Origin of the sequence: Streptomyces sp. SID13726, assembly GCF_010548375.1 — a bacterium.
Classification (GTDB): domain Bacteria; phylum Actinomycetota; class Actinomycetes; order Streptomycetales; family Streptomycetaceae; genus Streptomyces.
In genome coordinates, this window is sequence record NZ_JAAGLY010000002.1 from 713583 (window position 1) to 726830 (window position 13248).

Annotated in this window: 7 protein-coding genes; 5 read left to right on the forward strand and 2 right to left on the reverse strand. The window is 73.3% G+C overall.

The features are described from left to right. Window positions 1-117: 117 nt before the first annotated feature. The 4 genes from G3I78_RS07145 to G3I78_RS07160 all read left to right on the forward strand — a co-directional run bounded on the left by G3I78_RS07145 (window position 118) and on the right by G3I78_RS07160 (window position 6312). Entirely contained in the window at window positions 118-1476 is a 1359-nt protein-coding gene (locus tag G3I78_RS07145; RefSeq protein WP_164421931.1) for an FAD-dependent oxidoreductase, read from the forward strand. Window positions 1477-1639: 163 nt separating this feature from the next. Continuing rightward, complete coding sequence (locus G3I78_RS07150; protein ID WP_164421932.1) at window positions 1640-2509, forward strand: branched-chain amino acid ABC transporter permease; 870 nt, start codon at window positions 1640-1642, stop codon at window positions 2507-2509. A 12-nt stretch (window positions 2510-2521) separates the two neighbouring features. After that, on the forward strand, window positions 2522-5050 hold the full coding sequence (locus tag G3I78_RS07155; RefSeq protein ID WP_164421933.1) for an ATP-binding cassette domain-containing protein: 2529 nt from the start codon (window positions 2522-2524) through the stop codon (window positions 5048-5050). Window positions 5051-5112: 62 nt separating this feature from the next. Further along, window positions 5113-6312, forward strand: coding sequence for an ABC transporter substrate-binding protein (locus G3I78_RS07160; protein WP_164421934.1), 1200 nt, complete (start codon window positions 5113-5115; stop codon window positions 6310-6312). A 28-nt stretch (window positions 6313-6340) separates the two neighbouring features. Here G3I78_RS07160 and G3I78_RS07165 read toward each other — a convergent pair whose 3' ends face one another. Further along, window positions 6341-7471 carry a hypothetical protein gene (locus G3I78_RS07165; RefSeq protein ID WP_164421935.1) on the reverse strand — a complete coding sequence of 377 codons (1131 nt, stop codon included), beginning with the start codon at window positions 7469-7471 and terminating at the stop codon, window positions 6341-6343. A gap of 174 nt (window positions 7472-7645) precedes the next feature. On the opposite strand from G3I78_RS07165, the gene G3I78_RS07170 reads away from it, so the two are divergent. Next, complete coding sequence (locus tag G3I78_RS07170; RefSeq protein ID WP_164421936.1) at window positions 7646-8551, forward strand: amidohydrolase family protein; 906 nt, start codon at window positions 7646-7648, stop codon at window positions 8549-8551. 48 nt (window positions 8552-8599) lie between these two features. Here G3I78_RS07170 and G3I78_RS07175 read toward each other — a convergent pair whose 3' ends face one another. Beyond that, on the reverse strand, window positions 8600-13183 hold the full coding sequence (locus G3I78_RS07175) for an FtsK/SpoIIIE domain-containing protein (RefSeq protein WP_343243665.1): 4584 nt from the start codon (window positions 13181-13183) through the stop codon (window positions 8600-8602). Window positions 13184-13248 lie beyond the last annotated feature (65 nt).

The following is a 13248-nucleotide window of genomic DNA, read 5'->3' on the forward strand; positions in this document are numbered from 1 at the left end:
GGCGGCCCGGCCGAAACCCGTACCGCCGAACCAGGTGTCGGCCATCCTCTCGACTCCAGAAGTGAGTTCAATTAGCGTCGGGGGACATTCGGCGACACGAAGGCGGTGGGACCCGCTATGGACGCGGAGACTGTGGATCTGCTGGTGATCGGCGGCGGCATGGCCGGACTGACGGCCGCCGCCCGGGTGGCCGCCCGGGGCGGCTCGGTGGTGCTGGTGGAGAAGGCGGAACGCACCGGCGGCTCCGCGCGCTTCGCCGGTTTCGTGTGGACGGCCCCCACCGTCGAGGAGCTGCGCCGGGTCAACCCGGACGGCGACCCCGACCCCGACGCCGCCCTGGTGGACGGATTCGGCGACGGCGTGGCGTGGATCGGGTCGCTCGGGGTGGAGTGCAGGCCGCCGGTGCCGGTGCTCGGCTTCGGGCGCGGGCACCAGGTCGACACGAACCACTACCTCGACACCTGCGAGCGGCTGATCCGCGACCGCGGCCAGGAGGTCCTCACCGACACCTGGACCCGTTCCCTCGTGACGGAGAACGGCGTGGTCAAAGGCGCGGACTGCGTGCTTCCCGACGGCTCGGCGCGCCGGATCGAGGCCACCTGGACCCTTCTCGCGACCGGCGGGTTCCAGGGCGATCCGGGGCTGCGCGCCGAGCACGTCCACCCGCAGGCGGCGGAGATCGGCCTGCGCGCCAACCCGCACAGCCGCGGCGACGGGCTCGCGCTCGGCCGGACCGCCGGCGCCGCGTTCAGGAAGAAGGACGCGGGGTTCTACGGCCATCTGATGCCGGCGGGCGTCTCCCTGGCCGACCCCGCGCGCTTCGTCGACCTGGCGCTCTACTACAGCGAGCACGCCCTCCTGTTCGACACGACGGGCGAGCGCTTCGCCGACGAGACGCTCGGGGACCATCTGACGACGATGGCGCTGCTCGAACGACCGGAGGCGCGGGGTCTGCTGGTCGCCGACGCGCGGGTGCACCGCGAGTGGATCAGCGCCTCGTACGTGGCGGGCATCCCCGGCGTGGACAAGTTCCAGCTGTGCCATCGCGCGGGTGCCCGCAGCGCGGTGGCGGACAGCCTGGAGGCCTTCGCGTCGATGCCCGAGGAGTGGGGCTATCCCGGTGCGACGATCCGCGACCGGGTCCGGGAGTTCAACGCCGGCGTCGGGGCGGGCGGTACGACGGCGCCCGGCCGGCTGCTCGACCGGCAGCCCCTCGACGAGCCGCCGTACTACGTGGTCGAGGCGGCCCCGGCGATCACCTTCACCTTCGCGGGCCTGCTGATCGACACACAGGCGCGCGTGCTGTCCGCGGGCGGCGACGGAACCGGCCCGGTGCCCGGTCTGCTCGCGGCCGGGGCGGACGCGGGCGGGCTGTACCGGCGCGCCTACGCGGGCGGGCTCGCCCCCGCCCTGGTCTTCGGGCTGGCGGCGGCACGCACCGCGCTCGCCGGGTCACCGACGGCTCCCGCGCACTGAACCCGGATCGGTCGCTCACCACAAAACCCGTGCACGAGGCTTGCCCGTCCGGCAGCCGAGTGCCTAGCTTACTGAATTGAGTTCACTTTAACTCTGCGGCCCGTGAGGTGATCATGCCGCTTGCACGTGTGGCGCGAACGCGCCCTTCCCCTAGGGAGGGACTGTGAGTCAGTTCCTGCTTGTCCTGGTCAGCGGAGTGGCCAGTGGAGCCGTGTACGGCCTCATGGGTCTCGGGCTGGTCATCATCTACCGGGCCACGGACGTCGTGAACTTCGCGATGGCGTCGCTCGCGACCCTGGGCCTGTACGTGGCGGTCTCGCTGCACGACCGCGGAGTGGCCACGGTGCTCGGCATCCTCGCCGCCGTCGCGATCACCGTGGCGGCGGGCCTGCTGGTGCGGGAGACGGTGATCCGGCCGCTCGGACAGGGCCAGTTGTTCTCCGCGCTCGTCGTGACGATGGGCGTGTCCCTGATCGCGGAGAGCGCGGCGGGCTCGATCTGGGGCGACCAGCCCAAGGCCTTCCCCAGCCTGGTCGACGGGACCGTGCGCTTCTCGGGCGCCGCGGTACCGGTCCAGAGCCTGTTGACGATCGCCGTCGCCGCCGTCGCGATGGCACTGGTGGGATATCTCTTCGCCCGCACCACGCTCGGCTCGGCCATGCGCGCCGTTGCCGAGTCCGCGGACACCGCCCGGGTGCTCGGGCTGAGCGCCCAGCGCCTGGCCCGGATCTCGTGGGCGCTGGGCCTGGGCCTCGCCGCACTCGCCGCCTGTCTGTACGCCCCGCGGTCCGGGCTGGTGCCCACCGCGCTGGTCGCGCCCCTGTTCCGGGCCTTCGCCGGGATCTTCCTGGGCGGCCTGACCAGCATGTACGGCGCCGTCCTCGGCGGGCTGACCATCGGCGTCCTGGACAACCTCGCGGCGAACTACGTCTCCGCGAGCTTCCGGGACACGTTCGTGTTCTCGTTCACCGTGCTGGTGCTGCTGATCCGTCCGCAGGGCATGTTCGGCACCCGCACCTTCCAACGGGTCTGAGGGGTCGCATCCATGATCTTCAACCGTTCCCTCCTGGCGCGGGCCGCCCTGGGCCCGGCCGCCGGCGCGGTGCTCATGGCGTTCATGGCCTCCGGCGCGATCCCCGCGTACCAGATGTACTCGGTGGGGCTCGCGGCCGTGTACACGATCGTCGTGCTGTCGGTCGGCCTGCTGGCCGGCTGGTCCGGCATCTGGTCGGTGGGCCACCCCGCGTTCTTCGCCATCGGCGCCTACTTCGCGGCGTACGGCAGCGGTCACGACTGGGCGCTGGAGACGGTGGTCCTCGGCGCCGTCGCCACCGGGGCCGCCCTGGGCGCCTTCCTCGGGTACGCCGGTGCCAGGTTCTCGGTGCTGTACATCGCGCTGCTGACCCTCGCCTTCACCACGGTCACCCTGGAGCTGATCAACCGCTGGTCCAGCGTGACCGGCGGTGACCAGGGCGTGCCGGTGATCCAGCTGCGCAGCGCGCTGGGGCTGGGCACGCTCCTGGGCGGCAGCACCGAGTCGCAGTACCTCGCGGTCGGGGCCGCGGCCGTCGTGCTCGCGCTGGCCGTGCCGGCCGCCGCCTCGGGGCTGCGGATGCGGCTGGTGGCCGCCAAGTCGCACCCCTTGGCGGCCCGTACGATCGGCATCGCGCCGGAGGCCCAGTCGTCGCTGTCGTTCGCGGTGAGCGGGGCGTGCACCTGCTTCGCGGGCGTGCTGCTCGGGCTGCTCACCGGGTTCGTCAGCCCGGACCCGTTCTCGCTGACCTTCGGCATCTCGCTGATCGCGGCCTGTGTGCTCGGCGGGGTCGGCACCGTCGTCGGCGCCGTGGCCGGCGGTGTCTACCTGACATGGAACCCGTCCCTGTCGTCGGCCGTCGGACTGCCCCAGCCGGTCGTGCAGGGCCTCGTCCTGATCTGCGGGCTCCTCTTCCTGCCCGGTGGCGTGGTGCCGTTCCTCGCCAGGCCCGCACGGAGCCTCCTGCGGCGCGTGCTGCGCCGGACCGACACCGAACTCCCCCTGCCCGCGGCCGAGTCGCCGAGCGGGCCACCGGCCGATGCGGCCCCGGAGGTCGGCGGGCCGGTGCTGCTGAAGCTGGAGCACGTGTCGGTGTCGTACGGCGGGCTCAAGGCGCTGGAGGACGCCTCGCTGTCGCTCAGGCAGAACGAGGTCCTGGCGGTGATCGGGCCCAACGGGGCCGGAAAGACGACCCTGTTGAACGCGCTGTCGGGGCTGACCGGCAACGGCAGGGTCAGCGGCACCGCCGAGTTCGGTGGCCGGTCCCTGCTGGCGGCGCGGGCGACCGCGCGGAGCCGGCTGGGCATCGGGCGCACCTTCCAGCACGCGGAGGTGTTCTCCGAACTCACCGTCGCGGAGAACGTGTTGTGCACCCGGCGCCGGATCACCGCCAAGGACCGGGCCGAGGTGGCACGGCTGCTGAGCTCCGTCGGACTCGCGGAGGTGGCCGAACGCCGCCCCGGCGAGCTGCCGTTCGGCCTCCAGAAGCGTCTCGACCTGGCCCGCGCGATGGCCGGGGAGCCGCGGCTGCTGGTGCTGGACGAGCCGTTCGGCGGGCTCGACTCGGGTGAACGGGCGCTGCTGGCGGGGCACATCAGGCGGCTGCACGCCGGCGGCACGGCCGTGGTGGTCATCGACCACGTCCTCGACGACCTGTTCTCCGTCGCCCACCGGGTGCTCGCCTTCGACTTCGGCCGCACGATCGGCGAGGGCACCCCGGACACCGTCCTGGCGGACCCGAAGGTGCGGTCGTCGTACCTGGGCACGGTCGACGGCAGGACCCGGCCGCCCGAGCACGTGGGCGAGCGGAGCATGATCCGGCTGCACGGCGTCGGCCACACGTACGGCGGGGTGGTGGCCCTGCGCGACGTCGACCTGGATGTGCGCCAGGGGGTCGTGCTGGGCATCGCCGGGGCCAACGGGGCGGGCAAGAGCACGCTGGCCGGCATCCTGCACGGCTCGCTCGCCCCGGCCCGCGGCGACCGGGAGACGGGCGGGGCGGTCCGCACCAGCCTGGCGCCCGAGGGGCGGGCCCTGTTCAAGACGCTGTCGCTGCGCGAGAACCTGGAGGTCGCGGCGTACGCGGCCGGGATCAGCGGGACTGCGTTGCGGGAGCGGATGGCGGAGACCGTGCAGTGGCTGCCGCCGCGGCTGCGCGACCGGATGTCCGCCTCCGCCGGCGGGCTGTCCGGCGGTGAGCAGCAGATGCTCGCCATCGCCCGGGCGCTCATCGTCGGGCCGGACGTCCTGATCGTCGACGAACCGGCGCTCGGTCTCGCCCCCGCGCTGGTCGACGAGGTCTACGACCGGCTGGCGAGGCTGGCCCACGACGGCCTGACGGTCGTCCTGCTGGAACAGCTGCTCAGCCGCGCGATGTCCGTCTGCCACGAGGTGGCCGTGCTGCACGAGGGTGTCGTGGCGGCCCAGGGGCGGCCCGGGGACGCGGAGTTCGCGGCCCTGGCGGAAGCGGCGTACTTCAGCGGCGGTCACGCGTCCGCCACGACCGCGGGGGCCGCCGCCCGGACCTCCCAGGTGACCTGAGAACCCGTCAAGAACTGTTGCTGGAAATCCCGTTGTGAACGAGGTGGACCGTGTTCCGGACAATGAGTAGATTCCGCCGCGCCGCGGGGACGACGGCCGTCCTGGCCGTCGTGGCGCTGACCGCCAACGCCTGCGCCGACCAGGACTCTTCGGGGGCCGCCGGCGGCTCCTCCGAGATCCGCATCGGCGCGTGGCTCCCCCTGACCGGTGCCACCGCCTCGTACGGCGTGCCCCAGAAGGCGGGCGCCGACGCCTACTTCAAGATGCTCAACGCCCAGGGCGGCATCAACGGCCGCAAGGTCCGCTGGACCGTCAAGGACAACGCGGCCGACCCGCAGCAGACCGTGCAGATCGCGCGGGAACTCGTGGGCCAGGACAAGGTCGTGGCCATCGTCAACGCGAACGGCACCTCCCAGGCGGAGGCCGCCTTCCCGTTCGTCCTCAACCAGTCCAAGGTGCCGGTCCTCAACGAGGTGGGCGGCAGCGAGAACTGGTACAAGCCGCCGCGCCCCGGTCTGTTCGGCACCCAGACCCTCTACGAGGACCAGGCCGCGGCGATCGCCGCGTGGGCGGTGCAGGACGGCGCGAAGAAGATCCTCGTCGTGCACAGCGACCCGGCCGCGTTCGTGAACGTGGCCGAGCAGGTGGGCCCGGTCGCGAAGAAGGTGGACCCCTCGGTCGAGGTGGACCGGCTGCCGGTGAAGTACCAGACCACCGACTACACCCCGGTGATCAGCAAGGTGAAGGCGGCGAAACCGCAGGCGGTGATCCTGATCCTCACCTCCCCGGAAGCGGCCGCCTTCCTCAAGGAGGCCAAGCTCCAGGGGGTCTCGCTGCCCACCTACGCCTACGCGCCGGTGGCCGCCGAGTCGACCGTTTCCCTCGCCAAGGACGCCGCCGAGGGCCTCAAGGCCGTGCAGCTGGTGAAGGCGCCCTCGGACCCGGACCCCGCGGTGAAGGAGTTCCGGACCGCGATGGCCAAGTACGAACCCGGTCAGGACGCCGGCTTCCTCGCGCTGTGGGGCTGGAGCAACGCGAAGGTGTTCGCCCAGATCGCCGAGACCGTCAAGGGCCCGGTCACCTCGCAGTCCCTGACCGCCGCCTACCAGAAGGCGTCCTCCGTGGACCCGGGGGTGTCACCGGTGATGAAGTTCGGCGCGAGTCAGCATCTCGGCACGCGCAGTGTGCAGCGCGTGGAGGTGAAGAACGGCGTCTGGACATCGGTCGGTGACTTCTACACGCCTCCGGCGCGCACGGACTGAGCCCGGCCCGGGTGCCCTGCGCCCGCTCTCACCGCGGGGCCGCGTCGGTGCCGCGGCCCCCGGTCAGCCGTAGCGTCGCGAAGGCCACGAGGCCCGCCGTGCCGCCGAAGGTGAGGGCGGCGGGGACGCCCTGGCCGAGGTTGGAGAAGAGGTGGACCGGGCCCCACACGGCGGCCGTGCCGTCAATCGCCATGTGCAGGATCTGGCTCGACAGCAGCCCCAGTACGGTCGCGCAGACCGCGCCGAGCGTCATCGCCGGGGCGGTGGTCCGGGTGAGCAGGCCGGGCAGGAGGCGCAGCGACCACCACACCACGGCCAGCACCAGCGCGTCGGCGGCCCGGTAGAGCAGCCAGTCGCCGAACGGTGTGCTCGACGGGCTCGTCCAGACGCCGAGGAGCAGCCACTGGCGCAGCAGGTCGCCGGGCTCGGAGAACAGGCCCGCGCCGCTGAAGGAGGTCTGGATCCAGGCCGCCACCGACTGGTAGGAGAGGATCACCAGCGACACCGCGACGACCGCGGTGCCCACGCTCGCGGCCAGGCGGGCGGCGGGCGCCGGCACGCTCGCCCGGGGCGGTGTCTCCTCCCCCTTGGCGGCGATCCGCCCGATCAGGACCGTGAGCAGGGCGGTCAGCAGGGCCGCGAACACCGAGACCGGTGCGCCGGACTCGATCACCCCGGCCAGCTGGGGCAGGACGCGGTAACTGCCGTGGCCCCGGGAGGCGATGAACCAGGGCGCGGAGACCGTCACGGCCAGGGTGGCGGCCACCGGGCCCCACGCCCACAGCGCCAGCAGGGTGGCCGGGGTGCGGCCCCGCGCCGGCGGGATCCTGCGCACCAGGAGCAGCGCGCCGGCCACGAAGAACGCGAACAGTGCCACGAACCTGATCTGCATCGCGGTGCTGTACAGACCGGAGTACTGGGTCGCGCCGCTCACCGACGCGGTTCCCGCGTCGGCGGCCACGTCGGACACCGAGGCCGTCGGGGAGTCGTACGCCCAAGGGGTGAGCCAGCGCCGGAGCTCGTTCACGGAATCGATGTCGAACACGCTGGTGGAGCCGCGCAGTTGGAGTGCCTGCGCGCTCGCCCCCGCCCACCACAGCAACAGCGTGATCAGCAGGCCTCCGACCAGTGCCGGTATCACCGCGCGCCGGTATGTCATGTGCTTCCCCCGTCTCGGCCCCGCGTCCTCGGGCGTTTCGAACAGAGGAAGGGTAGGCGGTGGTGATCACGCGCTCGCGCCCGGCCCGGTTCCCGGTCCGTGTGATGGATCCCTCAGCGCGGCTCCGGCGCGAAAGGTCGCCCTGTCCCCGTGCCAGGGACGATCGTGGGCGGTATGAACGATCACCACGGCACGGCCGGCGACTCGGAGGAGGCCGGTGAGGTCCGGCGTTTCTGGGCGGGGCTCGGGCTTCCCGGGCTGATCGACGTGCACACCCACTTCATGCCCGAGCGGGTGCTGCACAAGGTCTGGGAGTACTTCGACACCAACGGGCCGCTGGTCGGCGGGCTGGAGTGGCCGATCACGTACCGGAAGGCGGAGGCGGAACGGACGGCCGTACTGCGGGAGTTCGGGGTCCGCGCCTTCACCTCGATGCTCTACCCGCACAAACCCGGCATGGCCACCTGGCTGAACGCCTGGGCGGTCGACTTCGCCCGGCGCACCCCCGACTGTCTGCACACCGCGACGCTCTACCCGGAGGAGGGCGTCGAGACGTACGTGCGCGAGGCGGTCGAGGCGGGGGCGCGGGTGTTCAAGGCGCATGTGCAGGTGGGGGCGTACGACCCGGCCGACGAGCGGCTCCAGGGGGCGTGGGGTGTGCTGGCCGAGGCCGGGATCCCCGTGGTGACGCACTGCGGCTCGGGGCCCGCGCCCGGCAAGCACACCGGGCCCGAGCCCATCGCCCGGGTGCTCAGGCGCCACCCCCGGCTGCGGCTGGTCGTCGCGCACATGGGCATGCCGGAGTACGAGGAGTTCCTGGACCTCGCCGAGCGGTACGACGAGGTGCGGCTGGACACGACGATGGCGTTCACCGACTTCACCGAGGGGTTCATGCCGTTCCCTCGGCAGGCCCTGCCCCGGCTGGCCGCGCTCGGTGACCGCGTCCTGCTGGGCACCGACTTCCCCAACATCCCCTACCCGTACCTGCATCAGCTCCGGGCGCTGGAGCGGCTGGGGCTCGGGGAGGAGTGGCTGCGGGCGGTGTGCCACGACAACGCGGCGGGTCTGTTCGGCGTATAGGGCTCCCTGCCGTGCGCTGCCGTGTCGGTCTGTCCTCGTCAGGCTTTGTCAGGCGGCCCCGTCCGGGCCGTCGAGCACGGTCTCCGGGATCTGCACGTTGATCAGTTCGCCGGTGCGCTGGTCGACGGTCAGGCCCCGGCCCGGCTTGCGGCCGCGCAGATGGGCGTGGGTCAGACGGGCGCCGATGTAGTCGCCCTCCAGGACGCTCGTCGGGCCGAGGAGGACACCCTTGCGGTGACGCTTGAGGGCGCTGAGCCAGCCCATCGCGCCCGCCATGGTCTCCGCGGTGGCCGAGACGACGATGCCGATACCGCGGTCCCTGCCGGACTCGGCCACGGACCGCAGGTTCTGGTCGATCGCCGGGAGGACGAACAGATCGGCGTCGTCCACCACGACCACGCGGGGACCCGAACCCGCCTCCAGGGCCTCGGTGAACGCGTCCGGCGTGGGATCGGGTTCGGTGAGCAGCCGTACGCCCGGATGGTTCCCGAGGAGACGCAGCGGCGACTCTCGGGGCGCCAGGATCACCAGGCGGGTGCCGGAGGCGAGCAGGGAGACGGCGAGCGAGGCGAGGGCGGTGCTGCGGCCGGAGCCGGGCGGTCCCGCGACCGCGAAGGCCGGGGTGGCGTCCGCGAAGTCCACGCCCAGGGGCGCCACTTCGTCGCCGCCGAGTCCCAACAGGCCCCACATCGGGCGCCGTTCGGCCTCGCTGACCTTCTCGTACGCTTCCGTGAAGGCCACCTTCACCGGCAGTACGCCGATCCGGGCGGGCCTGCGGTCGGCGGCGATCCCCGTGTCCCGGCGGGTGGCGTCGGCGCCGATCCGGCGCAGCGCCTCGGCCTGGTCCTGGCCGGTGGCGCCGGGGGCGAGCAGGGCCACCTGGATCTCGGTGCCGCCGTCGGAGTTCCAGCCGCGGCCGGGCGGGACGACGTCGGGGATGTCCCGGGGGCGTCTGCCGACGGCGTGGTAGTCGGAGCGGTCGTTGAGCCGGAGCAGCAGCTTGTTGTCGTTGAGGGCGGTGGCCCGGCCGGCCAGCAGGGCGCGTTCGGAGGTGGCGACGACGTGCAGGCCGACGGCGGCGCCTTCCCTCAGCAGGCGGTTGACCTGGTCCATCTGCCGGCCGCCGTTGTGGTCGGCGATGAGGTCGACCAGGGCGTCCCAGCCGTCGATGAACAGCAGGACGTGGGCCGGGCGGGCGCCGGGGGCGACGATCCCGCGCAGTTCGGTGAGGTTGCTCGCGTGGTGCTCGGTGAGGAGTTCCTGACGGTGTGCCAGCTCCGCGTCGAGCCGGGCGAGCAGCCGCTCCAGGCGTTCCACGTCACCGCGCGGCACGACCGCGCCGCAGTGCGGCAGCACTCCGAGGGCGGACAGCGCGCCGCCCGCGAAGTCGATGCCGTAGAGGTGGACGTCGGCGCTGGAGTGACCGCGGGCCAGGGCGCCGGCCATGGTCCTGAGGACCTGGGAGCGCCCGGAGCGCGGGATGCCGACGACGTAGAGGTGGCCGAACTCCGGCAGGTCCAGCCGGACCGGGAGCTGGGCCTGTGCCTCGGGGAGGTCGGACAGCGCCCAGGAGACGGGGGCGAGGCGGGCGCCGCCGGTCTCCTCGGGCTGCGGCAGGTCGTCGATGAGGACGTCCTGGCCGAGGGGTGCCAGCCAGGGGCTGGGCTGCGGGGCGCAGTCGGCGAGTTCCGCGGCCCGCGACACGGCCGTCACCAGGGCGTTGAGCTCGGTGGGCAGCCCCTCGTCCTCGGCCCGGTCGCCCGCCTGCTGCGGTTCGTCGGCGCCGGGGACGCCGAGGGCTCGGCCGAGTCGCTGCCAGTTCAGGGCGATACCCTGGATCCGGGACTCCTCGGCGGGCCGCTCCGGCCGGGGGGACGGTTCCGTGCCGGGCAGCGGGGTGCCGGCGTACGCGGTCTGGAACGGTACGACCGTCCCGTGCGCGAGTCGGGCCAGCGCCCGGCCGGGGGTGGCCGGGGAGATGCTGACGGCGTCCTTGGTGTCGATGACGTCCTGGCTCTCGACCGGGTCGGTGACCCGCAGGGCGATGCGCAGGTTGGTGTTGGCGCGGATGTCGCCGTTGACCACGCCGGCCGGGCGCTGGGTGGCCAGGATCAGGTGGATGCCGAGGGAGCGGCCGCGCTGGGCGATGCTCACCAGGCCGGGGATGAAGTCGGGGATCTCCCGGTAGAGGGTGGCGAACTCGTCGATGACGATGACCAGTCGAGGCATCGGCACCAGGTCGGGGGTGCGCCGGCGCATGCCCTGGTACTCGGGCAGGTCCTTGGCGCCCGCCTCGGCCAGGAGGTGCTCGCGGCGGGTCAGTTCGGCCGACAGCGAGGTCAGCGCGCGCTGGACGAGGTGGCTGTCGAGGTCGGTGACCATGCCGAGGGTGTGCGGCAGTTCGACGCAGTCCTTGAAGGCGCTGCCGCCCTTGTAGTCGACCAGGACGAAGGTGAGTTCGTCGGGCCGGTTGACCGCGGCGAGGGAGCCCACGAAGGTCTGGAGCAGTTCGGACTTGCCGGACCCGGTGGTGCCGGCGACCAGGCCGTGCGGGCCGTCCTTGACCAGGTCGAAAGCGACCGGGCCGTCGTAGCCGGAGCCCAGCAGCACGGCGGTGGAGGCCGGGCGGTCCGCCCAGCGGGCCGCGACCCGCTCGGGGGTGGGCTCCGGCAGCCCCAGCAGGTCGAGCAGGCCGACCTCGGTGGGCAGGCCCTCGGAGGCGTCCGGGGTGACGTCACGGATCGGGGCGATGCCCCGGGCGACGCGCTCGCACCAGCCGGGTTCGACGAGATCGGGCCGGATGTCGGGGATCTCGGGCTCGCCGGTGCGGCGCAGGGTCAGCCGGTGGTTCTCGTGGCGGACGACGGCCGTGCACTCCTCGGGCAGCAGGCGCTCCTCCTGGTCCAGGCAGAGCGGGAAGATCCGGACCGCCGGGCCCTCCTTGAGGATCGAGACCACACCGGGCACGTCCCGCAGCCGCCGGGCGCCGTCCATGACGACCAGGACGTCCGGTTCGCTCAGCAGCGCCTTGCTCATGGTGGACTCGGCGGCCCGCTGCCGGGTGCGCAGGGTGGAGACCAGTTCGGCGACGCGGTTGGCGACCGTCTCCGGGTCGTTGCCGATGAGGGTGACGGCGCCGCCGCGGGTGCCGGGCAGGCCGTCGCGGGAGTGCGGGAGCCAGCGCGTCCAGTGCCAGGAGTCCTGCGAGGCCTTGTCGGTGAGGACGACGATCCGCAGGTCGCGCGGGGTGTGCAGGACGGCGGCCTGGGCCGTCATCCAGCGGGCCAGCGCCCGCACCGGTCCGCCCGCGCCGGCCAGGCCCACGACTCCGCACTCGACCAGGTCGACGCCGACCGGGGCGTCGGGGATCGTCCAGTGCACGGAGGTGTGGTTGTCCTCGCGGGCCGCGTCGTCGATGCCGAGCAGGGAGGGTTGCGGGGCCGTACCGATGCGCAGGGCCAGGTGGTCCGGGTCGCCGCGGCGGCGCTCCCACAGCCTGCGGCCCGGTCCGACGGCCCACAGTCCGGCGACCGCGGGGTCGGGCGCGCTCTCGGTGCGCAGCCGGCGCTCGGTGGCGACCTTCTCGCGGACGTCCTCCTCCAGGGCGGCGCGGCGCCTGCGGTAGACGGCGGACTTCTCCTCGTAGTCCTTGCGCTGCTGGCGGCGCCCGCTGAAGTAGTTGGCCGCCAGCAGGACCGGCGACAGGAACATGAAGATCAAGTAGTAGTACGAGTTCCAGACCAGCACCATGACGACGCCGAACAGCATCGGGGCGAGCGCCACGAGGAGCGGGATCGGCCGGCGTCCGGGCGGGTCGGGCGGTCCCGGCAGCCGGAACCGCTCGGGCGCGAGGTGGGGCAGGATGCGCGGCGGCCGGTTGTAGTCCAGTCCCCCGCCGCCCTCGGACGGCACCACGGCGGCGTCCCTGGGCGTCGGTTCGGCCAGCCGCAGCAGGTACTCGCCGACGGACAGCTCCGCGCCCACGGCCCACAGCGCCCAGCCGGGAGGCGGTTCTTCGGCCGAGGGCTCCTCGTCGCCCTCCTCGTCCTGCTCCACGAGGGGCAGCAGCGGTACGTCGGGCCTGCCCCGGTGCTCGGGCGGTTCGGGCAGGGAGAGCCGGGCGGCGCCGCTCTCGGGGAGTTCGACCACGGCGGAGCCGTCGGGGCGTACGGTCACGCGGATGCCCTCGCTGGGCATGCCAGGGCCTTCCAGCGGGACGGCGGCGCCCTCCAGCGGGCCGATGCCGTGGGTGCCGAGGCCGAGCGGGTGGACCCGGCCGGCGTCGGGGCCGCCGACGACCTGGAGTTCGACGACGGGTGCGTGGTCGGGCCGGTGCGGCTGCGCCATCGCGTCGCGCTCGGGGCCGTAGGGGGTGACGGCGGGCGGTCGCGGGGCGCCGAGGGCGACGACGGCGCCGTCCATGAGTCCGGTGGCGGCCAGCGGGGTGCCGGGCGCGAGGTGGTCCTGGCCGAGGTAGGCGGTCGGCGCCGGCGCGGTGGTGCCGGTCTCGTCGGCGCGCAGCCGGGCCAGATGTGCGGCGACGTCCTCGACGGGCGTACCGCCGGAGGCGCTGAGCAGCACGTCCTGGCGTCCGGCGGAGTCGTCGGCGACGGAGGTGATGAGGAGTTTCACGTGTGCCCTAAGGGGTGGTTCGAGGGGCGGGAGTTCGGAGGTGCCGGGGCGGGCGGGCGGCCCCG